This window comes from Algoriphagus sp. CAU 1675, assembly GCF_029222925.1.
In the GTDB taxonomy this organism is placed as follows: Bacteria; Bacteroidota; Bacteroidia; order Cytophagales; family Cyclobacteriaceae; genus Algoriphagus.
In genome coordinates, this window is sequence record NZ_JARHUI010000005.1 from 252,852 (window position 1) to 277,605 (window position 24,754).

Below are 24,754 nucleotides of genomic sequence, written 5' to 3' on the forward strand. Positions count from 1 at the left end.
CATCTAGATCAAAATATTTTCGGTATAGAGCACAATTGGATTTCCAAAACCTAAAAAACCATGGACCTAAATAAAATTTTTGCAGATGCCCAAGAGGCTTTCCTTTTCTACAAAAACCTTTCTGGAAAGGAAAAAGGAGCCTTTTTGGAAACCTTGGCTACAATTCTTGAAGAAAACCGGGAAGAAATCGTCCCACTGGCGGTGCAAGAATCCAATCTTCCGGAAGGAAGAATCAACGGTGAATTGGGGCGAACTGTGGGACAAATCAGACTTTTTGCCAATCTGGTCAAAGAAGGAAGTTGGGTGGAAGCTACAATTGACCCGGCTGACCCGAATCGAAGCCCCTTGCCCAAATCAGATATCCGAAGATTTCTGACTCCATTGGGTCCTGTTGTGGTTTTTGGTGCGAGCAATTTTCCTTTGGCTTTTTCTACTGCCGGAGGGGATACCATTTCGGCACTTGCTTCGGGATGTCCGGTAATCTATAAAGCACACCCTGCCCATCCGGAAACTTCCCGAAAGGTAGCAGATTGCATCCACCAAGCTCTTTTGAAAACGAGTTTACCCGCAGGCATTTTTACGCATGTGGAAGGGGGAATAGATGTGGGCCAGGCCTTAGTCAAACATCCCGTAACAAAAGCAGTGGCATTTACCGGTTCCCATGGTGGAGGAAAAGCGCTGTTTGATCTAGCAAACCAACGAGAAGAACCAATTCCTGTTTTTGCGGAGATGGGTTCGGTTAACCCTATTTTCTGCTTTCCGAAAAAGCTTGCTAATGACATTGAAAGTCTGGCCAAGTCCTTCGTGGCTTCCCTCACTCTCGGAGTAGGACAGTTTTGTACCAACCCAGGACTGATTTTCGTGCCCGAGTCCCAAGCCAAGGCCTATGAAAAAGCAATAGCAGCTGAACTCAATGGCATTGCCTCTGCTCCCATGCTTCACCCTGGAATCGCTCAGGCATATTACGACTCCATTCAATTTCTACAGTCCCGGGAAGAACTTCGCTGGGTCAAAGTCGCAGATCCCAAGCACCTGATCAACGGAAGTACTGCTCTTGCCGAGATCAAGGCTTCAGATTGGTTGAAGGACAATCTTTTCCAAAAGGAGGTATTTGGTGCCTTTGCCATGATGGTAGTTTACCAGGATCAGAATGACCTTTTGGAAATCGCTACGAAACTCCATGGACAGTTGACCATTACCATTTGGGCTGAAGATGAAGAACTGAAAGACCAACTTTTCCTCCTAAACCTCCTGGAAGAAAAATGTGGAAGACTGCTGTTTAAAGGAGTTCCTACAGGTGTGGAAGTCGGTTTTGCCATGCAGCATGGAGGCCCTTACCCGTCCACCACAGATTCACGAAGCACATCGGTAGGTGCCTATGCCATCAAAAGATTTGCGCGGCCAATCGCATTTCAGGACATGCCGGAAGAACTCCTCCCAGATGCATTAAGGGATGGAAATCCTCTGGGCATTTGGAGAATGGTCAATGGCAAGTGGGAAAAATAAGTACGATAAAATAAAGCTTCAACTGAACTCCTTCAAACCCTTACCCGAGTCTCACTTATTCTACAAAGAATTAAAGCCTCATTATTGATTCACTATGTCTGAAAGACACACCTTCTCTTGTATTGATGCACATACCTGTGGAAATCCGGTACGTGTAGTGTCAGGGGGTGTTCCTTTTTTAAAAGGAAACACCATGCTGGAAAAGCGGCATTATTTCATGGAAAACTATGATTGGATTCGGACAGGATTGATGTTCGAACCAAGAGGACATGATATGATGTCTGGCTCCATGCTATTTCCTCCTCATGATCCGGAAAATGACTTTTCCATCTTATTTATAGAAACTTCAGGCTGTCTCCCAATGTGTGGACATGGAACCATCGGAACCATCACCGTTGCCATTGAAGAAGGCCTTATTTATCCAAAAACTCCTGGGTTCCTGAGAATGGAAGCCCCAGCGGGATTGGTTTTGGTCGAATACAAACAAGAAGGGAAAAAAGTCAAATCCGTCAAACTCACCAATGTGAAAAGCTATTTGGCGGCAGAAGGACTGGAAATCGAAATTGAAGAACTGGGGAAATTGAAGGTGGATGTGGCCTATGGAGGGAATTTCTATTGTATAGTTGATCCACAGGAAAACTTCCCCGGTCTGGAGAATTTCAAAGCCGAACAACTCATTTCTATGGCGAGAAACCTTCGCCAAAAGATGAATGAAAAGTATGACTTTGTCCATCCCGAACATGAGCGGATCAGGGGTTTGTCTCATATCATGTGGACTGGAAAAACCCTGGATGAAGGCAGCACTGCCCGAAATGCGGTATTTTACGGAGACAAAGCCATTGATCGCTCTCCTTGTGGAACCGGAACTTCCGCAAGAATGGCCCAATGGCATGCAAAAGGCTGGCTGAAGCCCGGAGATGAATTCGTGCACGAAAGTTTCATTGGGTCAAAATTTATCGGCAGAATCGAAGAAGAAACTGAAATTGCCGGAAAGTCAGCCATTGTCCCGAGCATTGAGGGTTGGGCAAAAGTCTATGGATACAATACCATCATCCTAGACGATGACGACCCCTACGTTCATGGATTTCAGGTGATTTAATCCAAGAGATTTTGAGGATCTAAACCAGCTCAGTAATTGGAGTATTGACAGAAAGAAAATTTAAAAACCTGCGAGATTCTGTAGAGTTCGCAGCTTTGCTTCAACTATGAAACCAACCATCATCATCGGCGGGGGAATTGTGGGACTATTCTCCGCCTATTTCCTTCAAAAAGAAGGGATTGAAGTCACGATCATTGACAGAACGGATATGGCGGAAAATTGCTCCACAGGCAATGCAGGAATGATTGTCCCCAGTCACATCATCCCTCTTTCTGCACCCGGAATGATCAGTAAGGGGATTTCCTGGATGTTTTCCTCAAAAAGCCCTTTTTACATCCATCCCCGTCTGGACTACAAATTGCTTCAATGGTCTTTGTTGTTTTTCAGAGCCGCCAATGAAAAGCAGGTAGCCAAGGCTATTCCTTTTTTGAAAAACCTCGGCCTTCTGAGCAAATCTCTCTATCTGAATTTCCGTGAAGAACATCCTGAGGTAGCCCTTGCCCTTCAGGAAAAAGGATTGATGATGGTTTATAAGACCGATGCTGTGGAAAAAGAGGAGGTGGAATTTGCCCATTTGGCCAGAAAATATGGTCTTGAAGCTGAGATACTCAGCCCACAGGATATCCAAAAAGTAGAGCCCAACCTGGAAGTAAAGGCAAAAGGAGCTGTCTTATTTCCAGGGGATGCACATTTGAATCCAAGCGCTCTTTATAGTTTTCTAAAAACCTATTTGACCGAAAAAGGGGTGAGATTTCATACCAATACAGAGGTTTTAGGCTTCGAAAAATCAGGAACTAAGGTAACTGCTGTCTTAACGGATCAAGGAAAACTGGAAGCTGAAAAGGTGCTACTCTGCGGTGGTTCCTGGTCTGGAGAGTTGGCCAAAATGCTAAATTTCTCACTTCCCATGATGGGAGGCAAAGGCTATTCCTTTATTCAGGAAAACCAGCCTGAGATCAAGCAGGCAACCATCCTGACAGAAATGAAAGTCGCCGTAAGCCCCTATGGAAATAAAGTCCGTTTTGGAGGCACTTTAGAGATTGCAGGTACCAACCAAAAAATAAACATGAACAGGGTGAAAGGGATTTTTGAAAGCATCAACCGATACTATCCTGACTTTCAAGCCAAGTTTCCTTCAGAAAACCAAATCTGGAAAGGTCTTCGCCCTTGTTCTCCAGATGGACTTCCCTACATCGGGTTTGCTCCAGGATATTCCAACGTTCTAGTAGGCAGTGGGCATGGAATGATGGGAGTTTCTCTTGCCCCTGCTACCGGAAAAATCCTGGCAGAACTACACCTACAAAAAGACACCTCTCTCCTAATTTCAGGCTTTGAGGTAGGGAGATATGCTTGAAAAAAGGAAAACTTAAACGGGCAAGTATTTCATTTTAAAAACAACATTCATTTGCCGTCCAAAAAATTCGGCTTTTCTGATTTGGAAAAACTAATATTTTTAGAGTAAAATAAATCCAATGAAAGAAACAATAGATAAGGCTTTAGTATTACTGATTATTCGCTTAGGAGCAGGGGGAATGTTGCTAACCCACGGTATTCCAAAAATCAACCGACTGATGGCGGATGAAATAAAATTTGCTGATCCATTTGGCTTGGGACCTGAAATTTCGCTTGGGCTTGCCACATTTGCAGAAGTTATTTGTGCTATTCTGGTAATGATCGGCTTCAAGCTACGCCTAGCCACTATTCCCATAATGATCACCATGCTTACAGCCGCTTTCTATGCACATTGGGATGACCCTTTCTCAAGAAAAGAACTTCCCTTGATGTTTTTCTTGACATTTTTAGGTCTTCTTGTTTTCGGAGGGGGAAGATTTTCGCTGGATAGTCTGACCAAAAAAAATAAGTACAATTATAACTAAAGTGCCCTAGCATCAACTGCAATAAACAAAAAACCACAACCCTTTCGAGTTGTGGTTTCTTTTTGATTTCTCGTAAGATTATTTACCTCCCAAAGCGTTGGCACCAGCCACAATCTCTAGGATTTCGTTGGTAATGGCCGCCTGACGGGTTCTGTTGTACATCAACCGCAACTCCTTCAGCAACTCACCGGCATTTTCAGTAGCCTTGTCCATGGCCGTCATTCGGGCACCATGCTCGGAAGCATTGCTTTCCAAGACCGCCTTGTAGAATTGGATTTTCAAAGAAGTTGGAACCAACTCCTCAATGATATAAGCTCTTGAAGGTTCAAGGATATAATCCGATTCAGCTCCTGATGTTGTCTCTTCGTTTTCTTCCTTTGCCATAGGTAAGAACTGTTCAGTTCTCACAATCTGGGTTGCTACGTTCTTGAACTCATTGAACACCAAAACCACCTGATCAAATTCACCTGCTACAAAAGCATTCATAGCATACTCGGCAGCAGCTCTGGCAGTATCGAAATTCAAATCGGAGAAAATCTGATAGAAATCGGAAACAAGAGCAAAATCACGCTTTTTGAAAGCTTCAAAAGCTTTCTTTCCTACAGGAAGAATAGTGATTTCTTTTCCTGCAAACTGCTCGGATACGGCCTGGTTAACAGCCTTGATAATATTGGAGTTGAAAGCACCGCAAAGCCCTTTATCAGAAGTAACAGGGATAATCAAAACCTTATTGACTTCGCGCTTTTCGGCGAAAACAATATCAGCTGCTCCCTCAGATGCCGCAGAAACATTGTTCAGGATCTGAGTAAGTTTTTGAGAGTAAGGACGCATCTGAATGATCTTGTCCTGTGCTCTTCTGAGCTTGGCGGCGGACACCATTTTCATGGCTTTCGTAATCTGCTGAGTGGAGACTACTGATGTGATCCGTTGCTTTACTTCCTTAAGGTTAGCCATTTTGCTTTCTTAGTACTTGCGTATAGATACCCGGAAGGCTTTCACCTTCCGGAATTCAATTCAATTAGTTAGCGAATTTTGGAGCTAGTTCAGCTGCTGCTTTCTTCAAGATCTCACCCGCACCGTCGATATCTCCTTTCAAGATCAACTGCAAAGCCTCTGGATAAGAAGTCTCCAGCAAAGTGTAGAATTCTTTCTCGAATGCTCTTGCCTTTTCTACAGGAACGGAATCCATCAAACCTTTTGTAGAGGCATAAATAATAGCTACCTGATTGGCAACAGAAACTGGAGAGTACTGAGCTTGTTTCAGAATTTCCTGGTTTCTTCTACCTCTTTCGATGGTTCTTTTTGTAGTTGCATCTAAGTCAGATCCGAACTTCGCAAAAGCTTCCAATTCACGGAACTGAGCCTGATCCAATTTCAAGGTACCAGCTACTTTCTTCATGGATTTGATCTGCGCATTACCACCTACACGGGAAACGGAGATACCCACGTTGATCGCTGGACGGATACCAGAGTTAAACAAGTTTGTTTCCAAGAAGATCTGACCGTCAGTAATGGAGATTACGTTAGTCGGAATATAAGCAGAAACGTCACCAGCCTGAGTTTCGATAATTGGAAGTGCAGTCAAAGAACCTCCACCTTTCACCAAAGGACGGATAGACTCAGGAAGGTCATTCATCTGCTGCGCAATTGCATCAGACTTATTGATCTTCGCAGCTCTTTCCAACAATCTTGAGTGAAGGTAGAACACGTCACCAGGATAAGCTTCACGTCCCGGAGGTCTTCTTAGCAATAGGGAAACTTCACGATAAGCAACAGCTTGCTTAGAAAGATCATCATAAACCACCAAAGCAGGACGTCCGGTGTCACGGAAGAATTCTCCGATAGCTGCACCGGTAAACGGAGCAAAGAACTGCATTGGAGCTGGATCAGAAGCAGCTGCAGAAACTACTACTGTATAAGGAAGGGCTCCGCCTTTTTCCAAAGCTGCTACCACACCGGCAACAGTGGAAGCCTTCTGCCCTACAGCAACGTAGATACAGAATACTGGCTCGCCTTTGTCATAAAATTCTTTCTGGTTGAGGATGGTATCGATTACTACCGCAGTCTTACCTGTCTGACGGTCACCGATTACCAATTCCCGCTGGCCTCTACCAATTGGAATCATTGCATCAATTGATTTGATACCAGTTTGAAGAGGTTCAGTTACAGGCTGTCTGTAGATTACACCAGGTGCTTTACGCTCCAAAGGCATTTCGTACAAGTCGCCGGAGATAGGACCTTTTCCGTCGATTGGGTTACCCAAGGTATCCACTACGCGGCCCAACATTCCTTCACCAACCTGAATGGAAGCAATCTTTTTTGTTCTTTTTACTGTATCTCCTTCCTTGATTTCTTTGGAATCACCAAAGAGTACAGCACCTACATTATCTTCCTCAAGGTTCAGTACCATTGCTTTCAGACCATTGTCGAATTCCAGCAATTCCCCGGCCTGAGCCTTAGAAAGTCCAAAGATACGAGCTACACCGTCCCCCACTTGGAGAACCGTTCCAACTTCTTCAAGTTCGGCCTCTGTTCTGGCTCCTGAGAGTTGCTCTCTTAAGATCGCCGAAACCTCATCTGGTCTTACTTCTGCCATGATAGAATTTATTAATGCTTTTTGATTAGATTTTACTTTCGTAGTGATTTTGGCTAAACTGGTTTTTCAAGATTCTCAGTTTACCACTTAGAGACTCGTCCAACTGACGGTCATTTACTTTGAGAACATATCCACCGATCAATTCTGGGCTGATTTTCTCCACCAATTGAACAGTCTTACGTCCCGAAATCTGCTTAACTACCTCAACAAATTCATTTCTCAACTTCTCATCAATCGGGAAGGTAGTAGTCAATTCGGCTACCTGAATGGATTTGTGTTGGTTATATTGATTGACAAATTCTTTGGCAACATCCAAAAGAATTTCCTCTCTGTTTTTACGGGATACGATGTCCAAAAAGCCCAAAGTGATTTCCTGAGCAGATGACTGCATCAAGGCTTTCAACACAGCAAGCTTTTTGTCGGACTTTACCACTGGATTTTTGAGCAAAAGCTCCAATTCCCGATTTTCTGAACCTATCTTAGAAAGCTTCTGAAAATCGGCGAATACCTCCTCCAACTTTCCCATATCGATGGAAAGCTCTAGAATAGATTTGGCATACCGGGATGCTACTCTATGGTTTGACATGGGAGGTTTATCAGTTTAACTTAAGGTCCTTCACAAATTCATCAACCAGCTCTTTCTGAGCCTTATCGTCTGACAAATTCTTTCTAAGCAATTTTTCAGCTACTTCAAGAGTCAGAACAGCAACTTGGGTTTTTACTTCGGCCAAAGCAGCTTTCTTCTCAGTCTCGATCACTGCCTTTGCATTCTCGATCAACTGGGCTCCTTGTTTTCCAGCTTCTTCCTTGGCTTCCTCGATCATTTTGTTGGATGCTTCCTGAGCTTTAGCCAAAATAGCATCTCTTTCCAATCTTGCTTCAGCCAAAAGCTTTTCATTTTCAGCCTTCAAATTAGCCATTTCGTTTCTGGCTAATTCAGCAGATTTCAATGCGTTTTCGATGCTTGACTCTCTTTCTTCCAAAGCTGCGAGCATTGGCTTCCAAGCAAACTTAACCAGGATAAACAACAAGGCCAAGAAGCCAAATAATTGCCAGAAAATCAGGCCGGAACTAGGTGAAATCAGATCCATGATGTATTGTGTATAATTTCGGTTTTGTTCAATAAAGGAGGGATTGGCCTAGCGCCAATCCCTGTTCTTTTGTTCTTAGAAAGCGATACCGCCTGCGTTCAAAGCAATAAGTAGACAAACTACTACTGCAAACAGGGAAACCACCTCGATCAAAGCTGCGATGATCAGCATAGCTGTTTGAACCTTACCAGCAGCCTCAGGCTGACGAGCAATAGATTCCATAGCCTGGCCACCGATACGACCGATACCAAGTCCTGCGCCAATCGCAACAATTCCTGCACCGATACCAGCACCCATAAGAGCCAATCCAGCAGTCAACAAGATAGAAGTTAACATAAACGTTAGATTTATAAATTGAACAAAGAAATTTCTAATTAATGATGATCGTCATGCGCATGCTCAGCTACTGCTCCCCCAATATACATTGCTGTAAATAGGGTAAATACATAAGCCTGAATGGTCGCAACAAGCAATTCAATCATATTGATAAAGGTAACCATAAGGGTACTCACTACCCCAATCGCATAGGATTCGAAAATGAACACCAATGCAATGAATGCCAAAATCACAATGTGACCTGCCGTGATCGCTACAAAGAGACGGACCATCAAGGCAAAAGGCTTAGTAAATAGACCAATGAATTCTACTACGACAATAATCGGAAGTAGAGGCGCAGGAACTCCAGGAGTTGCAAAGACGTGCTTCCAATAATCTTTATTACCATTGATATTAACCAAGATGAAGGTTAGAATAGCAAGGGTGAAGGTAACTGCAATGTTTCCAGTCAAGTTGGCAGCACCAGGCATCAAGCCCAAAAGGTTACCAATCCAAATAAAGAAAAACAATGACAGCAAATAAGGAACAAACTTCTTGTATTTGGGACCAATTGCCTTTTCTGCAATTTCATCACGAACGAAAATCACAATCGGCTCCACGATAGAAGCGGCACCTTTAGGCGCAACAGCTCCGTGTTTTTTATAGTGACGAGCAGCGGATAGAGCCACATAAGCAACCAAAAGAATCACAATGAACATCATTGCAACGTTCTTGGTGATGGAAAAATCATAGATAGAACCACCGTCTACTCTTCCCAAATGCTCATGACTATCAATATAGATTCCGTTATGGGCATTTTCTTCACCAAATAGATGAGTTTCATGATTCTGGAAATCGGAAGACATGTAAAACTCCAATCCTCTATCCGATGCATAGGTAATTACCGGCAAAGGAAGAGTGACATGAGTATGTCCAATATTGAAAAAATGCCATTCATGGGAATCTTTCACGTGGTGCATGATAAATTCCGTCGGACTTTCATTACTTTCTTCAGTCTCAGATCCAGCCGCGAATACCGCGCTAGAAACACTCAGCAAAAGTGCTGAAATTAAAAGACTTAGGGCCAGAAATTTGCGCGTCATCAACTCGTTTTTTTGAGGGCTACTTCGAAATCGGGCGCAAGTTAGACATAAAGGAGTATATATCAAAAACCATATAGATCAAAAAAATGATAAAGAAATCAGCTATAAACAAAATAATATTTTCCATACCCCCTAATACAAGCACTGTAATGAAAGCTAATGAGGCCAAAATTCTAACAATCATACCTAAAAGCTTGACTTGCAGGAAATTTTCTGGAGATTTCTTATAGAGCCACAAAGTGACAAAACCTACCCCATAAGACATGATTGCGAGGAAACTAAGTATGGCCCAGATCTTTTCATGAACGGTCTGAGGCAAAAGATTCTGAAGTCCGTAAACCAACAGCACAATCACTCCGGTAAGCAGCAGAAATTTAAAATGGAAATTTTTGGTCAGCTTCATAGTCAGGAAATTGACTGCAAAATTACCTTAATTTTTGAAAAGGGCCTATTCATCCTCCTGCATGGATTTCCAGAGTTGATAAAAAGCCAGAACAATGGACAAAAAACAAAACAATAAGAGCCACAAGGGGAACTTCATCTCACTCTTCTGCTGTATCCACCAACCCAAAAATGTCCCCGCTCCTATCACAGCAAACAATTGAAAAGACAAGCCCAGGTATTTGACAAACGCTGGAGGACCGGATTTTTGTTGTTTCCTCTCGGGAATTTTCTCGCTCATCGGAAAGTGGAAGTTTTCTTAAAATTACCAAAATACGAGGGAGAATTCCCCGGAAATTCAATTTTGAAAATAATACATCCTATTATTCGTTCGCTAAGTACACCAAATCCCCTATTTTGGTATTGAAATTGGGCAAATCCACTCATGAGCAAATTTTCAAGACTTTCGCTGGTCATCTTATTTTTAGCAGGAGCCTGTTCCTCTGAACGCAACACCTTCACAAACCGGGCATTTCACAACCTCACCTCCCACTACAATGCTTATTATTTGGCGGATGTCAAAATCAAGGAGGTAGAAGCTGAAGTCAAAAAGAATTTCAAGGAGGACTACACACAAATACTTCCCGTCTTCATTCCATATGACTCCTCGACCATTCAGGCCAATTCGGAAAAGCTACAATCTGCCCGAGAATTAGCATCTAAAGCCATAGAATGGCACCGAATTTCGAAATGGGTAGATGACAGCTATTTTCTATTAGGAAAAATCGATTACCTGCAATCCCATTTCGACGATGCCCAGAACACCTTTAAATATGTTAATGTCAACAGCAAGGACAAGGAACTCAGGCATCAGGCTTTAGTAAGCCTTTTGAAACTATATGTGGATTTGGGCGAATTCGAAAAAGCCAACTTTACCATCGATTACTTATCCAAGGAAAGCGGGATCAGCGATGAGAACCGATATGAACTGTATAGAACCTTGGCCTATTACTATGAAAACAGAGCGGACCGCAGCGGAGTCATAGGCGCATTGGACAAGGCAATAGAATACAGTAAAGATGCCAAAGAAGCCTCTCGAATCAATTTTATCTTGGCCCAAAGATATCAAAGAGAAGGACTGGATGCTTTGGCATATGATTTTTACAAAAAAGCTCAAGAGGGAAACCCTCCCTATGAACGCAGCTTTTATGCCCAGTTATATGCCCAGCAAGTGGCAGAGCTCAACGCTTCAAAAGACCTGAGAAAGGTTCGAAACTATTACGAAGACCTTTACAAGGATCCTAAAAACAAGGACCTAAAAGATGTAGTCGTATACGAAAGGGCCCTGTTCGAAGAAAAACAGGGGGACCTTCCGCTTACCTTGGATCTCCTTCATCAGGCAGCCAAAGAGCCCGGCAGTAATCCAAGACTTAAAGGCTACATCTACCAAAAACTCGCACAAATCAACCTGAATGAATTTCAGGACTACCGGGCTACCAAATATTACCTCGACAGTGCCTTGACCTTTATAAAGGAAGATGATCCGGTAGCTCTAGAGATTGCTGATCAAAAAACCACATTGGACCAGTTTGTTTTTCATTTTGAGCGAATCCAGGCCAATGACAGCCTGCTCAGACTAAGTAAATTATCAAAAGAGGAGCAGGAATTGGTAGCGATGAATTTTATCGAGGCTGAGGAGGAAAGGTTACTTGAAGAAGCCCGGGCCAAAGAAAAACCAAAAAGCAGCAGTATTTTCGACAACCTCCTAGCATTTTCAGACAGGGGAAGCGGTTCTTCCTTTTATTTTGACAACGCGATGGCCATGCAGCAAGGCTCGATTGATTTTTACCGCACCTGGGGCAACAGACCTCTTCAGGACAATTGGAGAAGAAGTGCCGTTCTTTTCCAAAACCAAACCCTAACTCCTGAAGAAACAGAGTCTGATTCCACCGCTTTGGAAGAAGAAAACAATCCTTTGAATCAGTTGCCGAGTCTGGAAAGCCTATTGGCAAATATCCCAAGATCTCCGGAGGCCCTAAACGGCATCAACCTGGAACTGGAAGAATCTTATTTTGAGTTGGGCAAGCTGCTGTACTTTGAGCTGAAAGAAACAGAGCAAAGCATAGATAACCTTGAGACTTTGGTACGGGAGTATCCAAACAGCAACAAAAAACCAGAAGCCTATTATCTACTTTATCTGGGGCAAAAAGAGTTGAATGGGAATTTTCAACAATATGTGGGAAGATTAAACAGTGAATTCCCGGAGTCGAGGTATACATTCTCAGTCAATAACCCTGACGCCGCCTCCGGAAACCTGGCCTATTTGGAGTCCTCCAAAAATTATGAAAAAGCATACAATGACTATTATGGAGGTAATTATACTGCTGCAAGACAGCTAATCAAGACTACATTGGAACAATTCCCCCTGACCCGCAATACAGAACGATTGTTGTTGCTGGATATCATGATCACGGGAAAAACGGAAGCCAAAACCAAGTACAGGGAAAGACTGGAGACCTATATTGAAAATTCAAAAGATGAGGCCTTGGTGGAATTGGCAAGGAATATGCTGATGCCCCTGTTGTCTCAGGAAGAATTGGCAAACCTGAATCCGCAACAATCTCCAGCAACTGATTCAACAGCGGTCCAGAAACCAATTACGGATTCGACTGCAGTCAGAGTGCCTTTAATAGACTCTCCATTCAAATTGGATGAAAGTCAGACTCATATTGTTGTTTTGCATATGACTCCGGACCAGTCCGCAGCCGCACAGGGATTAGTAGGGGCATTGGAAAGTTTCCACACCAGGAATTTCTCCAATGCTAGACTTAGGACAGGAAACATGAACATGAACAGGGAGACGGCAATCTTCATAATCAGTCCATTTAACAATGCCGAAAAGGCCAGAGAATATTATAATAAGTTTATGGAAGAGTTCGAGTCCGATAGCCTTCCGGAAGAAGTGAAAAAGAATGCATTCTTTATCTCTATAGAAAACTTCCAGGTACTAAACCGAACCAAAAACATTGAAGAATACAGAGCCTTCTTTGAGGCTAATTTGAAAACGAATGAGTAAAGCAACAAAAACCGAAACCGCAACCTGGGCACGAAAAACCATTAAATATCTTTGGATTCTGTTTGGAGCTGGAGTCTTCGGATTCATCCTTTTCGTGTGGATGGTCAGTGTCAATTTTCTAGGGCTCTTTGGTCCACTGCCTGACTTTGAAGCACTGGAGAATCCAGAAAGTGAAGTAGCCTCCGAGCTGTATTCAGCGGATGGAGTATTGCTGGGCACTTATTACCGGGAAAACAGAAGCCCGGTCAATTACAATGAGCTTTCACCCAATTTGGTCAATGCTCTAATTTCTACCGAGGATGTGAGATTTGAAAATCACTCAGGTATTGACATGACCGCCATGATCCGGGTTTTTGTGAAATCCATCCTCTTGGGACAAAGTGCCGGTGGGGGATCCACTCTCAGTCAGCAAACTGCAAAAAATCTTTTCAAGACGAGGACTGATGCAAACCAAGGATATCTCAGTTCGGTTCCGGGCTTGAGAATGCTGATCATCAAAACTAAAGAATGGATTGTAGCCACCCAGCTTGAAAGAGCTTATACCAAGAATGAAATTCTCACGCTATATCTGAATACCTCCGAGTTTGGCTCCAATGCTTACGGGATCAAAACTGCAGCGGAGACATTCTTCAACAAGAAGCCTTCGGAGCTTAATGTCCAAGAAGCAGCTGTTTTGGTAGGTCTTTTTAAGGCTCCTACTTATTATAGCCCTGTTTACAATCCTGAGAACTCACTAAGAAGAAGGAACACTGTCCTGAATCAAATGGTGAAGAATGATCAGCTGACCAAGGCGGAATACGACTCCATATCCCAATTACCTATAGAACTTGACTACAATGTAGCGAACCACAACAAGGGACTCGCTACTTATTTCCGGGAAGTGATCAAAGCTGATCTTCTAAGATGGACAAAGGAAAATATCAAGTCAGATGGCAGTACCTATGACCTTTTCGGTGACGGTTTGAAAATCTACACCACCATTGACAGTAGAATGCAGCGCTACGCTGAAGAAGCTGTGTCGGAGCACATGTCCGAGCTCCAAAAGAAATTCTACAGGGAAATGGGGAATCGGGACCCTTGGATTGACAGTGAAAACCGGGTCATCCCCAATTTCATAGAAGATGCAGTAAAAAGAACAGAAGCCTATAGGCTCCTGAAGCTCCAATACAAAGACGATGTCGATTCCATCAACATCAAACTCAATGAAAAGAAAAGGATGAAGGTCTTTTCATGGGAAAAAGGAGAAATCGATACCTTAATGAGTACTATGGATTCTCTGAGGTATTACAAAAAATTCCTTCAAACAGGATTTATGAGTATGGATCCTCACACGGGGCATATCAAAGCTTGGGTTGGGGGAATTGACCACAAGTATTTCAAATTCGATCACGTCAAACAGGGAAAGAGACAGCCTGGATCTACCTTCAAACCATTTGTCTACGCCGCTGCCATAGAAAACGGCTATAGCCCTTGCTATTCTGTGATCGATCAGCCGGTGGAAGTTTACATACCGGGGCAACCAGCTTGGAGTCCTTCCAACGCTGACGGCAAATTTTCCTATGAGAAAATGACCATCCGAAAGGCGATGGCTCAGTCCGTGAACTCAGTCACGGCCTACATGATGAAAAAACTCAGCCCAAAAATCGTGGTTGAAACTGCCAAACGACTGGGAGTCACCAGTGACCTTGAAGAAGTTCCTGCTTTGGCTCTTGGGGTTAATGACGTTTCCGTTTTCGAGATGGTGGGAGCTTTTGGGACTTTTGTCAACAAAGGAGAATATACCACTCCATTTTATATTGATAGAATTGAGGATAAAAATGGCAATGTGATCCAGCAGTTTACTCCTAAAAAACGCCCTGCAATGAGCGAGGAGCATGCTTACTTGATGACCTATATGCTCCGAGGAGGATTTGAAGAAGAATCAGGAACCAGCCAAGGAGTCCTTTGGTCTCTCCGAGAAGGAAACGAACTAGGAGGTAAAACCGGCACTACCCAAAATGCTTCAGACGGATGGTATATGGGTATCAGTAAGGATTTAGTCTCTGGAGCCTGGACCGGTGGAGACGACAGAGCGATTCACTTCAGAAGTTGGATTGATGGTCAAGGCGGTAGAACCGCAAGGCCTATCTGGGTAAAATACATGGAAAAGGTTTATGCAGACGAAAGCTTGGGCTATACCAAGGGACCTTTCCCAAGACCTGAGCGACCGCTAAGCATTGAAATAGATTGTGATGTCTATGAGAAAGAGAGCCAGCGAATGGTCGAGTTTGACTATGATGCCAAGAAAAACGACTTCTAAAGTATCCTTCTCAAAATAATTGAAAACAGCCTGAATCCCGGGCTGTTTTTTTAATTTTAGGCCAATGCAATCTTCATCATTTCTTCCGGAAGAACACAACAACCTACCCGACCACCCAGGGGTATACAGGTATTTCAATGAAGCCAATGAACTCATCTATGTGGGGAAAGCCAAAAGTCTGAAAAAGAGGGTAAGTAGCTATTTCAATAAAAATACCGGTGTCAATCTCAAAACCAGAAGAATGGTGAAAGAGATCAGGCGCATCGAAATTACCCTGGTAGATTCCGAGTTTGATGCATTGCTTCTGGAAAACAATCTCATCAAAAAATCCCAGCCCAAGTACAACATCCTGTTAAGGGATGACAAAACTTACCCATATCTACTAATCCCGAAGGAAAACTTCCCAAGAATTTTTCCAACTCGTAAAATGATCCCAAAACGGGGAACGTATTTCGGACCCTTTGCAAGTGTCAAGGCCATGAACAATGTTCTGGAACTTATTCGGGAATTGTTTACTATCAGAACCTGTAAACTGGATCTTTCTCCATATAAAATCGCAGAGGGCAAATACAAAGTTTGTCTGGAGTATCATATAGGAAATTGCCAAGGTCCATGCGTAGGCAAACAGTCTGAGAAGAATTATCTGGAGGATTTGGAACACGCAAAACATGTTTTAAAAGGGAATCTGGGTATTGCCAAGTCCTATTTCAAACAACAGATGCAATCATTCGCGGAAAATCTGGAATTTGAAAAGGCACACAGGATGAAAGAAAAACTGGAGCTTTTGGAAAAGTACCAGGCCAAATCTCTAATTGCCAACCCCAACATTACAAACCTGGACATTTGCAGTATAGTTTCTGAGGAGAAATATGCATTTGTCAACTACATGAGAGTTAAAAACGGGGCCTTGATTGTTTCCAAAAACGTTGAATTAAAAAAGAAACTGGATGAGGACAATGAAGAGGTTTTATTGACTGCTTTAATCCGTCTTCAGGATCAATTCCAAAGCGATGCGGCAGAAGTTTTGGTCAACATCGAAATCAGTAATCCTATTGAAGGACTCAATTTGGTAACTCCAAAAATCGGGGACAAAAAGAAACTACTGGAGCTTTCAGTGAAAAATGCCCTATTCTTCAAAAAAGAAAAAGCGCTTTTGCAGGGACTGAACCAAGACAAAAAAGACAGAGTAATCCGTCAGTTACAACAAGACCTCAATCTACCGGAAATCCCAGATCACATAGAATGCTTTGACAACTCAAACATCCAAGGAACAAGCCCCGTTGCCAGTATGGTTTGTTTCCTTAACGGAAAGCCAGCAGTGAAAGAATACCGCCATTTTCACATCAAAACTGTCGAGGGGCCCAATGACTTCGCCAGTATGAAGGAGATCGTGACCCGAAGATACAAGCGGCTCTTGGAGGAAGAAAAGCCCCTTCCCAAGTTGATTGTGATCGATGGAGGAAAGGGACAGCTATCTTCTGCGGTAGAAGCATTAAAAGAACTGGGGATTTATGGGAAAATGCCCATCATAGGCATCGCGAAGAGGCTGGAAGAAATCTATTTTCCGGGAGACTCCTATCCAATACATATTGATAAAAAATCTGAAAGCCTTCGCTTACTGCAACGAATCCGAGACGAAGCACATCGCTTTGCAATCACCTTTCATAGAAAAGTTCGTAGCAAAAATGCCTTTGGAACAGAGCTTACGGAAATTGCTGGAATTGGAGAAAACACCGCAAATAAACTTCTGAGCCACTTCAAATCCGTTAAAAAAATAAGTAAAGCGACAGAAGATGAAATTGCAAAGGTCATTGGCAGAAGTAAGGCAAAAAGCCTTATGGAATGGAAAGAAAAAAATAAAGGGGCTTAAATAAGCCCCTTTATTTTTACCACTCCCATAAGGAATTTTCAAATTCTAATAACTTGTATTCGAAAGCTAAGGCATCCAAATAAGCCTGCATATCCGGATTAGGGTGGTCTGGTTTGACCATATCTGCAATCAAAGCTTCATCCAAATTGGTAAACTTCCGTACCACCGACCTGAAAATTCTAGCATCAAAAGCCTGCTCATAAGTCAAGTCTTTCGAAATATTTCTAACATTGATCCAACGAGCCTCAGGATGATCCTTAAAATAATTATAGAAATCCTTGTACCTGATGTAGGCAATCGTCTTTTGCCCAGCATTAGAGTTGGTTTCAGATGGCATTACCAAATGAATGTATTTGATATCAAATACGATATCTGAGTGATGCTTGTCAAAAACAAAGTCCTCTTTAAAGTCCAAGTAATACAACTGTTTGACAAAAATACTGTCACCTGTTGCATTCAACCAGAAATTCTCCTGGAATTCTGAAATAGAAAGAGGTTGTGTGAATTCCTCATCATAAAATACCTCCAGAGCATTTTCCTCAACAACGGCTTTGTAGAGGTAACTGATGATTCCATTGGTTCTGGCATCACCGGATCCATACAAAGGGTTATTGTATTTTTCTCTGAGGTCGATTCTTCTCCATACACCGATCTGGTACATCTTGTCATCTTCCCGTATTTTTTTGATCGAAAACACCGTATCCATCTGGAACTGCCGATCACCATATCCTGAAGGACTAACACTAGTGGCAGCCACTTGAGCTTCACTCGAAAACGGCAAAAATGCAATGATGCCGAGAGCGGATAAGATCAGTTTTTGAAGAAAATTTTTCATAATTATATTTTCTGGATCCAAACCGAAGAATTACTTCACTCCAATTCGGATGATTTGATTCAAAGTAGAAGGAATTTTGTTTCCTCTAAAGTTGGTTCTGGTCACCTGATTCACCACAACAACGATATCATCACCTTGTCTAGCACTTTCAAGCAATTGACGCATTGCAAGGTTATTTCCGTTAGTGATTTGGATAGTTTGTCTTGGAACATCGTTCCTCAACAATCTTACCTCTCCACCAGTAACCTCAAAGTTGGCATCTCTAGCCATAGTTCTACCGAAAGTCGGCTCAGGAATTGCCTGAATCTTCAATCCGGTCAAAGACCCTATAGCTTGTGCCTGACTTAAGTCAACTGGAGATCCATTGGACATCGCAGGGACGATAGATGGGGCAGGGACTGGCTTAATGTCATAAACCACCTCACCAATTCTATTTCCTCCACTGCTGACTCCAATATTTACTTTTCCGGAAGCACCCGGGATGATTGTAACCTGGCCAGGTTTCTGTCCTTTGATGGATTGTCCATTGCTCACTGAAAAATCAGGAGCATAGGTATTACCCAAAGCAGGCACCTCGATCAACAAATCATTGGCACAATCAGCATACAATTGCTGAACAACCTCTGAGGAAACCTTGATGACCGGCTGAGCAACGAAGTACTCGTATTCTACAGGAAGAACTTTATCTTCTCCCCCGACATTAGTAATGATCTCCCCCTTAAGAACTCTTCTGGCTAATCCACGATCGTCATACTCTGATGCTGGAGTAGCAGTAAATTCGATTCTACCGAATCCTTTTTCATCAACTGTTACAGATCCCCCTTCCAGATTCATGGTAGGAACTGCGGAAGAAGAACTTGAGGCAATAAACATAGTACCTTCAAACTTGGTACCCGCTGCTACCACATTGGAAACCGCTGAAATCTTAGCCTCAGTGATATCTGCTTTGAAATAAAAGGAACCAATAGTATTGGCCACTGAAGTCAAAGCTTCACTCTCTATGTTCAAAACTTCATTCTGATATCTGGAAATCAGAGCCATTACTGCCCCAACTGGAGACTTTACGAAGTTCAAAGCCACAAAATCCTTATTTCTAGCTTCCATATCATTAGCAAACAACTCAATATCCTTGGCATCTTTTGCTATTTCCTCAAAGCTAACGTTGGTAATTCCAACCTTACTCAAAATCTCCTGAACTTTTACGGGGTAAGCATTCAGCATTTGCTTCATTTCTTCACCCTTGCCATTATTGGCGAACATATTTCCAGGAACTTCTGTGTTTTTCAAACTTGCGTTGACAAACTGCCCTTCCTCATTTCTCGCATTGGACTGCTGGATCAAGGCTTGCTTCAGCTCTTCAAGATAAGTGTAGATCTCAGAAGTCGCTGTCCTAATTTCCTTCGCCGCTGCAACCTTGGGAACATCCTTTTCATTGTTTCCCTGCTGCTCCACGGTATATTCTATACTTTCTACTGTGGACTCATTCTTATTGATATAATTTCGGGAAGTTCTCTCTAACCCATCATTGATCAATACAAATTTCTGGAGGATCTGGTTACTTACCTGTAATGCCAGCAAAGCTGTCAGTACTAGGTACATCATCCCGATCATCCGCTGTCTAGGTGTCTCTTTTGCTCCTGCCATTTTTTAGTAGCTAATGGTTTTTAATGATTGAAGAGAAATTAACCTTTCATAGCGGAGAGCATTCCACCATAAATCTTATTGAGTGAACTTACGTTTTGATTAAGCTTGGCAAGCTCATTTTTGAATGCTTCTGTTTCTTTACCGGCTTCACTGAGACCTTCCATTGCCGAAGTCATGTTAGAATAGAATTTATTAAGGGTCTTCACATGACTGTTCGCATCCTGCAATTCCATTTCATATACTGCATTCAAAGCGGAAAGATTCTTGGTCACTGCCAATACCTGGGTATGATACTCTTTAGCATCTTGAGAAGCTGTGGACATTTCAGTCAAGGCCGCAGCAGTTTTGCCATAGGAGGCGTTCATATCCACAAGGGTTTTTGCAGCAGTTTTTACATTAGTAGCATATTCGTTGGTAGCTACCGCCGCATCTGCAAGATTCCCCATTTTTTCGGCTGAACTGGCTAGGTTTTGCATACCCTTGCCCAGACTCTCGATCAATTCTGGACCAACTTTGGCATTGGCCAACATATCGTCAAGTTTTTGCGAAACACTTTCGCCTGAAGCCGCTTTTGGAGCTCTTTTGGCTGGGGCAGCTTCATCTGCCAACTCAGGATAAACCTTTGTCCAATCGACTTCATGTGGCTTTGGCTCAAAAGAAGAAAGAAAAAAGATCAAGGCTTCTGTACTTAGTCCGACACCAATCATCAAACTGGCTCCTTGCCAATCGAGGATTTTAAACATCGCTCCAAGAATTACGACTGCCGCACCGATGCCATAGATTTTTGGCATCACATTAAAATAAAATTTTTCAGAAAATGATTTGTTTCTAGCCATGTGTCAAAATAAAATTAAGGTTAGGGTTTTTTATGGTTTGTATATTTTATCTTCTTCTTCGTTTGGAAGCAGCGACATCCATTGATCCTGATCTACCAATAAATGTCATTACGGTTCTAAAACCAATGTGTGCCTGAGCCACATCTTGATACTCATAGGTTCTGGTGGAGGTCTCTAAGTAATGAGCGATATCTTTCCAGCTACCTCCTCTTACAACTTTTCTAGGCTCTGATTCCACATTATATACTGGATCCAAATCCCAAGTCAAGGATCTGGAAGTAGTAGAATAGGCATCCATCACCCACTCGGCAACATTACCTGACATATTATGCAAACCGAATCCATTTGGAAAAAACACATCGACTGGAGCAGTGTAAGCAAATCCATCATCAATGTAGTTTCCTCTACCAGGTTTGAAGTTTGCCATCAGACAACCTCTCTTGTTTTTTAGATACGGACCTCCCCAAGGGTATTTGGCCACATCCTTACCTCCTTTTGCTGCATATTCCCATTCTGCTTCAGTTGGAAGTCGGAAGCTTGGAGCATCAAATTCGGCATCATCGTTGGCATTTTGGTAATATGTTCTCCATTCAGCATATTTCTTTGCCTGTTCCCAACTTACTCCTACAACAGGATAATTGTCAAAAGCTGGATGATCAAAATAAAACTCCATCAATGGATCACCGTAATGGAAAGTAAAACTGCTGGTCCAAACGGTTGTGTCCGGTCTCAATTCATCATAATTCAATTGAGGAGGATCCTTCAAAGTGGTTGGGGTTGAGTTTGCATACTCGCCGCTTTTCACTGACTCTAAAAATTGTCTGTATTTATTATTGGACACCTCATACTTATCCATAAAAAATTCAGAAATAGTGATCTGCTTGTTCATAGAGGATTGGGTAAAAGCAATGTCCTCATCGGACTGTCCCATCCAGAATGTACCGGCCTTTACAGGAACCATCTCAATCGGGAGATTTTGCTGCCATGCAACCCGCTTGGGAACCCCTGTTACTTCCCCTCTACGATTTAACTTTTCGCTGGCTGAACCCTTCTTATTTAAAAGTCCACATCCTTGTAGAAATGTCACTAAAACCAACCCTAATAAAATTGGTGTAAAGCGAAAATTAAATTTATTATACATAAATCACATTTTTTATATCATCAAATAAATGGCCAGTTAAAAAACTACGCTAAGCTCGAAATTTAGCTGAATTTTAAGGAATTATGCAAATAACCTGCCAATTTTAAAATCACTTTTTTCTATAATTATTTATTGCCAATTGACCTTTTAGACAAATTAATTGTATTCTCAAAACCGGAATCTTGGAGTTCTTTGGATCACTCTTTCAACCATTTTTTTTGCCGTGATTAATTTATATCTCATCATCAATTCATGGCTGGTCGGAGACTTTGCATCTAATCCACTAACTACCAAATCAAAAGCATATCCCAAGGTCAGGGAGTTATCCTTTAATAAGGAATATCCTAACAGTAACGAAACCGACTCTTCACCGCGAAAAGCAAGCCCCCCACTAATTCTATTTTGATGGGAAACCATAACGCTAACATCATAGGAAAAATTATTAAATGAAACGGTTTTTAGGAGGAAGCTAGGCTCAATTGTCAGTTGTCCAATTGGACGTAATCTATAACCAAAAAGCAAATAGGAGTGGTTTTTCAGCTGATTTCCATATTCCCCCTCTCCAAAATCAAAATCAGGTTCATTTACATGCCTGCTACTTAAGCCTACATAAAAGTCCCCTCGATCAGCCAAAATACCAAAACCAAAGTTCAAATTCATGGAATTCTCCCTTCCGGTGGTAGGTAGATTAGGTTCAGGATTGACCACCACGAGTTCTCCATAGTTTATTGATGAGGAAAACATACCTGCATATGCACCTACACTAAAAGTAGTTCTCTTTAGTTTTTTGTGGAAAGCACCCTGAAGGTTGACTTCCAGGTTACTCGAGGGGCCAATCTGATCATTGACAACAGTGAGGCCATACCCCGTATTTTTCCCTTCCAATCTACCCTGTGCAGTTAATAATTGGGTAGTAGGAGCCCCCCCGGATCCTGTTGAAGTAGTATATCCAGCCCATTGGCTACGATGCAATGCAGAAAACCGCAAGCCTACGTCTTTCCCAGCAAATGCTGGATTATAGTACATGCCATTATACATATACTGGGTAAACTGGGCATCCTGTTGGGCTTTTACCTCCCTTCCGATAAAAAAGAAAAGAAAGGATAGGCCCCCAAAAAAGTACTTCCAACGAAAGCTTTGAATCATTTTATTGTGGTTTAGCCAGATTTATAACTATTGTAAGAATTTAAACTGAAAAACCACAGGTTTTGATTCTAAGAATTACAAATTATTGGCCTTTTTGATATAAAGTTCCAAAGCTCCAGTCATACTTGGTGCATTCGGAAGCGGAGCTTCAATATCCAAAATCAATCCCATTTCCCTGACTGCCTGGGCAGTGGTGGGGCCAAAAGCTGCAATCCTAGTATTACCCTGCTCAAAATCAGGGAAATTTTGTTTCAGGGACTTTATCCCAGAAGGACTATAGAAAGCAAGGATATCATATTTAACATCTGCCAAGTCAGATAGATCTGCCGCAACGGTATGGTAAATAATAGCTTCTGTAAATGCAATCCCGTTTTTATTCATGTAATCAGGAATATCATCCTTTCTGATATCGGAACAAGGGAACAAATATTTCTCGGACTTATGCTTTTTGAAATAATCAAACAAATCCTCAGCAGTTTTTTGCCCTACGAAAAGCTTTCTCTTCCGAATAACAATGTATTTCTGAAGGTAATGGGCCGTTTGGTCTGAAATACAGAAGTATTTCATATCGGCTGGCATCTCAATCTTAAACTCCTTACAGATCGCAAAAAAATGATCAATCGCATTCCGACTTGTAAAAATAATTGCGGTATGCTTTAATATGTCAATTTTTTGCTTTCTAAATTCCTTGGGTGGTACAGGCTCCACCTTTATAAATTGTCTAAAATCGATCTTGAGATTGTATTTTTCTGCAAGCTGAAAATATGGGGAATTTACATCACTTGGCTTCGGTTGGGAGACAAGAATACTTTTGACTGGCTTAAACCTATCCTTGATAGCTGCACTCATGCTTGTTCAATCCTTTTAAAGTTTGACTTATTGACCTAATTCCATGATCCATTTCGATAGAATCAAAAAAGGCACTAATTCGGCGATGCAAAGGTAAGTAAATAAATGGTATTTCTTAAAGCTAAGCCTATTCATCATTATTAACATTAAGGCAGCAACCCCAAAAAGATATACCCAGAATAAGCTTAAAAAAGAAACTTCAAGCACCCTACGCATCCCCTGAAAATCATTAACCAGATAAAAGGCCAAAACCAAGATCAAAACTCCTCCGCCTAACGCTATCAGTCTCAGCAAGTAGAAAAAATGTGCAAATTCCAGCTTGGCCAAGTCAAATAAATAAGCAATAACCCGAATCCCAATAAACTTAAACACAGTCAACAACAACAAGCCTAAAGAGCCAATCCCCCAGAGCAACATTAAACCTGAAAAATCCAGCCCAATCAAAGCTGAAAGCTCCTCTTCATGAAAAATCGCCAACCCTACTGTAAATGCCAAGGCAAGAATCATATTGACCAGCAAGACAAATAGTAGGACATCCAGAGAAAAGAATTTCTGCAAACTCCCGGTCTCTGAAAAATCTTCCGCATTCAGAATATTCTGAGGTTTTGCCATCACCTCAAAAAGGTACGGGTGGGCAAGTTTGTAAAGTGCCAAAATCAATAAAATCACCAATATTGCAACCACAAAAAAGTCGCGAAGATTTTGGGGCAAAACATCTCTGACCAAAAACAAAGATTCATCACTGTCCCGAACTCCTTCCTCCTGTATCTTTCCCAATACTTTTTTCAAAATAACTTCATCTCGGGAAATTCCCTCCTTGAATAAGGTCAGCAGAATTTCTCCACTTTCTAACTCTTGGGAAAGCTCCTGCACTTTCCTAAATAATACTGTATCTGCTTTGGCATGAAACCAAAGTTTCTCTCCGCTGAAAACCACTGTCTCCGCAGGAACCTTGAGTTGAAGGTAGGAAAGAGGAAAGGTATTGAGATCCAACTCTACGCTTATCCGGTCATTGGAGTAGAAAAAATCTTTAGAGTTGGGTTGCTGCCATCTATCGGACCAATCTTCTACTACCTGGGCCATAGTGGGT

At 42.1% G+C, this 24,754-nt stretch carries 22 protein-coding genes; 7 read left to right on the forward strand and 15 right to left on the reverse strand.

Annotated features, from left to right (window positions below):
- Window positions 1–60: 60 nt before the first annotated feature.
- The 4 genes from P2G54_RS13440 (at window position 61) to P2G54_RS13455 (ending at window position 4,482) form a co-directional block, all read left to right on the forward strand.
- On the forward strand, window positions 61–1,506 hold the full coding sequence (locus P2G54_RS13440) for an aldehyde dehydrogenase (NADP(+)) (RefSeq protein WP_275871968.1): 1,446 nt from the start codon (window positions 61–63) through the stop codon (window positions 1,504–1,506).
- A gap of 94 nt (window positions 1,507–1,600) precedes the next feature.
- A complete protein-coding gene (locus P2G54_RS13445) occupies window positions 1,601–2,605 on the forward strand; it encodes a 4-hydroxyproline epimerase (protein WP_275871969.1) in 1,005 nt (334 codons plus the stop codon).
- A gap of 106 nt (window positions 2,606–2,711) precedes the next feature.
- Entirely contained in the window at window positions 2,712–3,959 is a 1,248-nt protein-coding gene (locus tag P2G54_RS13450) for an FAD-dependent oxidoreductase (RefSeq protein WP_275871971.1), read from the forward strand.
- Between the two features lie 118 nt (window positions 3,960–4,077).
- Complete coding sequence (locus P2G54_RS13455) at window positions 4,078–4,482, forward strand: DoxX family protein (protein WP_275871973.1); 405 nt, start codon at window positions 4,078–4,080, stop codon at window positions 4,480–4,482.
- Window positions 4,483–4,560: 78 nt separating this feature from the next.
- Here the strand turns inward: P2G54_RS13455 and atpG are convergent, their stop codons facing one another.
- The 8 genes from atpG to P2G54_RS13495 all read right to left on the reverse strand — a co-directional run bounded on the left by atpG (window position 4,561) and on the right by P2G54_RS13495 (window position 10,269).
- The gene (atpG, locus tag P2G54_RS13460; RefSeq protein ID WP_275871976.1) at window positions 4,561–5,436 is read right to left on the reverse strand and encodes an ATP synthase F1 subunit gamma; all 876 of its coding nucleotides are present in this window, start codon (window positions 5,434–5,436) and stop codon (window positions 4,561–4,563) included.
- A 64-nt stretch (window positions 5,437–5,500) separates the two neighbouring features.
- Window positions 5,501–7,078: a F0F1 ATP synthase subunit alpha gene (gene atpA, locus P2G54_RS13465; RefSeq protein ID WP_275871978.1), complete on the reverse strand. Its 1,578-nt coding sequence runs from the start codon at window positions 7,076–7,078 to the stop codon at window positions 5,501–5,503.
- Window positions 7,079–7,103: 25 nt separating this feature from the next.
- Window positions 7,104–7,664, reverse strand: coding sequence for an ATP synthase F1 subunit delta (gene atpH / locus P2G54_RS13470; protein ID WP_275871980.1), 561 nt, complete (start codon window positions 7,662–7,664; stop codon window positions 7,104–7,106).
- A gap of 10 nt (window positions 7,665–7,674) precedes the next feature.
- Window positions 7,675–8,169, reverse strand: a complete 495-nt coding sequence (locus P2G54_RS13475; protein WP_275871982.1) for a F0F1 ATP synthase subunit B — start codon at window positions 8,167–8,169, stop codon at window positions 7,675–7,677.
- A gap of 75 nt (window positions 8,170–8,244) precedes the next feature.
- On the reverse strand, window positions 8,245–8,505 hold the full coding sequence (gene atpE, locus P2G54_RS13480) for an ATP synthase F0 subunit C (RefSeq protein WP_073572558.1): 261 nt from the start codon (window positions 8,503–8,505) through the stop codon (window positions 8,245–8,247).
- Between the two features lie 38 nt (window positions 8,506–8,543).
- Window positions 8,544–9,587, reverse strand: a complete 1,044-nt coding sequence (gene atpB / locus P2G54_RS13485; protein WP_275871988.1) for a F0F1 ATP synthase subunit A — start codon at window positions 9,585–9,587, stop codon at window positions 8,544–8,546.
- A gap of 19 nt (window positions 9,588–9,606) precedes the next feature.
- A complete protein-coding gene (locus tag P2G54_RS13490; protein ID WP_275871990.1) occupies window positions 9,607–9,990 on the reverse strand; it encodes a hypothetical protein in 384 nt (127 codons plus the stop codon).
- 45 nt (window positions 9,991–10,035) lie between these two features.
- Window positions 10,036–10,269, reverse strand: a complete 234-nt coding sequence (locus tag P2G54_RS13495; RefSeq protein ID WP_275871992.1) for an AtpZ/AtpI family protein — start codon at window positions 10,267–10,269, stop codon at window positions 10,036–10,038.
- Window positions 10,270–10,413: 144 nt separating this feature from the next.
- On the opposite strand from P2G54_RS13495, the gene P2G54_RS13500 reads away from it, so the two are divergent.
- From P2G54_RS13500 to uvrC, 3 genes are all read left to right on the forward strand, one after another.
- Window positions 10,414–13,044 carry a tetratricopeptide repeat protein gene (locus P2G54_RS13500; protein ID WP_275871994.1) on the forward strand — a complete coding sequence of 877 codons (2,631 nt, stop codon included), beginning with the start codon at window positions 10,414–10,416 and terminating at the stop codon, window positions 13,042–13,044.
- Entirely contained in the window at window positions 13,037–15,343 is a 2,307-nt protein-coding gene (locus P2G54_RS13505; RefSeq protein WP_275871996.1) for a transglycosylase domain-containing protein, read from the forward strand. The genes P2G54_RS13500 and P2G54_RS13505 overlap by 8 nt, the downstream gene beginning before the upstream one ends.
- A gap of 64 nt (window positions 15,344–15,407) precedes the next feature.
- Window positions 15,408–17,213, forward strand: coding sequence for an excinuclease ABC subunit UvrC (uvrC, locus tag P2G54_RS13510; protein WP_275871998.1), 1,806 nt, complete (start codon window positions 15,408–15,410; stop codon window positions 17,211–17,213).
- A gap of 16 nt (window positions 17,214–17,229) precedes the next feature.
- Here the strand turns inward: uvrC and gldN are convergent, their stop codons facing one another.
- The 7 genes from gldN to P2G54_RS13545 all read right to left on the reverse strand — a co-directional run bounded on the left by gldN (window position 17,230) and on the right by P2G54_RS13545 (window position 24,747).
- Entirely contained in the window at window positions 17,230–18,048 is an 819-nt protein-coding gene (gldN, locus tag P2G54_RS13515) for a gliding motility protein GldN (protein WP_275871999.1), read from the reverse strand.
- A gap of 30 nt (window positions 18,049–18,078) precedes the next feature.
- The gene (gene gldM / locus P2G54_RS13520; RefSeq protein ID WP_275872001.1) at window positions 18,079–19,692 is read right to left on the reverse strand and encodes a gliding motility protein GldM; all 1,614 of its coding nucleotides are present in this window, start codon (window positions 19,690–19,692) and stop codon (window positions 18,079–18,081) included.
- 38 nt (window positions 19,693–19,730) lie between these two features.
- A complete protein-coding gene (gldL, locus tag P2G54_RS13525; protein WP_275872003.1) occupies window positions 19,731–20,528 on the reverse strand; it encodes a gliding motility protein GldL in 798 nt (265 codons plus the stop codon).
- 46 nt (window positions 20,529–20,574) lie between these two features.
- Window positions 20,575–21,669: a gliding motility lipoprotein GldK gene (gene gldK / locus P2G54_RS13530; protein ID WP_275872004.1), complete on the reverse strand. Its 1,095-nt coding sequence runs from the start codon at window positions 21,667–21,669 to the stop codon at window positions 20,575–20,577.
- 168 nt (window positions 21,670–21,837) lie between these two features.
- Window positions 21,838–22,815 carry a type IX secretion system membrane protein PorP/SprF gene (locus P2G54_RS13535; protein WP_275872006.1) on the reverse strand — a complete coding sequence of 326 codons (978 nt, stop codon included), beginning with the start codon at window positions 22,813–22,815 and terminating at the stop codon, window positions 21,838–21,840.
- A gap of 75 nt (window positions 22,816–22,890) precedes the next feature.
- Window positions 22,891–23,664: a uroporphyrinogen-III synthase gene (locus tag P2G54_RS13540; protein ID WP_275872008.1), complete on the reverse strand. Its 774-nt coding sequence runs from the start codon at window positions 23,662–23,664 to the stop codon at window positions 22,891–22,893.
- A 27-nt stretch (window positions 23,665–23,691) separates the two neighbouring features.
- Window positions 23,692–24,747, reverse strand: a complete 1,056-nt coding sequence (locus P2G54_RS13545; RefSeq protein WP_275872009.1) for a DUF4271 domain-containing protein — start codon at window positions 24,745–24,747, stop codon at window positions 23,692–23,694.
- Window positions 24,748–24,754: the final 7 nt, after the last annotated feature.

Bases quoted from the DNA above. Each gene is read 5' to 3' on its own strand.
- atpE (WP_073572558.1), bottom strand. From the start codon at position 8,505: ATGTTAACTTCTATCTTGTTGACTGCTGGATTGGCTCTTATGGGTGCT.
- P2G54_RS13490 (WP_275871990.1), bottom strand. From the start codon at position 9,990: ATGAAGCTGACCAAAAATTTCCATTTTAAATTTCTGCTGCTTACCGGA.
- P2G54_RS13475 (WP_275871982.1), bottom strand. From the start codon at position 8,169: ATGGATCTGATTTCACCTAGTTCCGGCCTGATTTTCTGGCAATTATTT.
- gldL (WP_275872003.1), bottom strand. From the start codon at position 20,528: ATGGCTAGAAACAAATCATTTTCTGAAAAATTTTATTTTAATGTGATG.
- gldK (WP_275872004.1), bottom strand. From the start codon at position 21,669: ATGTATAATAAATTTAATTTTCGCTTTACACCAATTTTATTAGGGTTG.
- P2G54_RS13535 (WP_275872006.1), bottom strand. From the start codon at position 22,815: ATGATTCAAAGCTTTCGTTGGAAGTACTTTTTTGGGGGCCTATCCTTT.
- P2G54_RS13505 (WP_275871996.1), top strand. From the start codon at position 13,037: ATGAGTAAAGCAACAAAAACCGAAACCGCAACCTGGGCACGAAAAACC.
- P2G54_RS13450 (WP_275871971.1), top strand. From the start codon at position 2,712: ATGAAACCAACCATCATCATCGGCGGGGGAATTGTGGGACTATTCTCC.
- gldN (WP_275871999.1), bottom strand. From the start codon at position 18,048: ATGAAAAATTTTCTTCAAAAACTGATCTTATCCGCTCTCGGCATCATT.
- atpA (WP_275871978.1), bottom strand. From the start codon at position 7,078: ATGGCAGAAGTAAGACCAGATGAGGTTTCGGCGATCTTAAGAGAGCAA.
- P2G54_RS13440 (WP_275871968.1), top strand. From the start codon at position 61: ATGGACCTAAATAAAATTTTTGCAGATGCCCAAGAGGCTTTCCTTTTC.
- P2G54_RS13500 (WP_275871994.1), top strand. From the start codon at position 10,414: ATGAGCAAATTTTCAAGACTTTCGCTGGTCATCTTATTTTTAGCAGGA.
- P2G54_RS13540 (WP_275872008.1), bottom strand. From the start codon at position 23,664: ATGAGTGCAGCTATCAAGGATAGGTTTAAGCCAGTCAAAAGTATTCTT.
- P2G54_RS13455 (WP_275871973.1), top strand. From the start codon at position 4,078: ATGAAAGAAACAATAGATAAGGCTTTAGTATTACTGATTATTCGCTTA.
- P2G54_RS13495 (WP_275871992.1), bottom strand. From the start codon at position 10,269: ATGAGCGAGAAAATTCCCGAGAGGAAACAACAAAAATCCGGTCCTCCA.
- atpB (WP_275871988.1), bottom strand. From the start codon at position 9,587: ATGACGCGCAAATTTCTGGCCCTAAGTCTTTTAATTTCAGCACTTTTG.
- atpH (WP_275871980.1), bottom strand. From the start codon at position 7,664: ATGTCAAACCATAGAGTAGCATCCCGGTATGCCAAATCTATTCTAGAG.
- atpG (WP_275871976.1), bottom strand. From the start codon at position 5,436: ATGGCTAACCTTAAGGAAGTAAAGCAACGGATCACATCAGTAGTCTCC.
- P2G54_RS13545 (WP_275872009.1), bottom strand. From the start codon at position 24,747: ATGGCCCAGGTAGTAGAAGATTGGTCCGATAGATGGCAGCAACCCAAC.
- uvrC (WP_275871998.1), top strand. From the start codon at position 15,408: ATGCAATCTTCATCATTTCTTCCGGAAGAACACAACAACCTACCCGAC.
- gldM (WP_275872001.1), bottom strand. From the start codon at position 19,692: ATGGCAGGAGCAAAAGAGACACCTAGACAGCGGATGATCGGGATGATG.
- P2G54_RS13445 (WP_275871969.1), top strand. From the start codon at position 1,601: ATGTCTGAAAGACACACCTTCTCTTGTATTGATGCACATACCTGTGGA.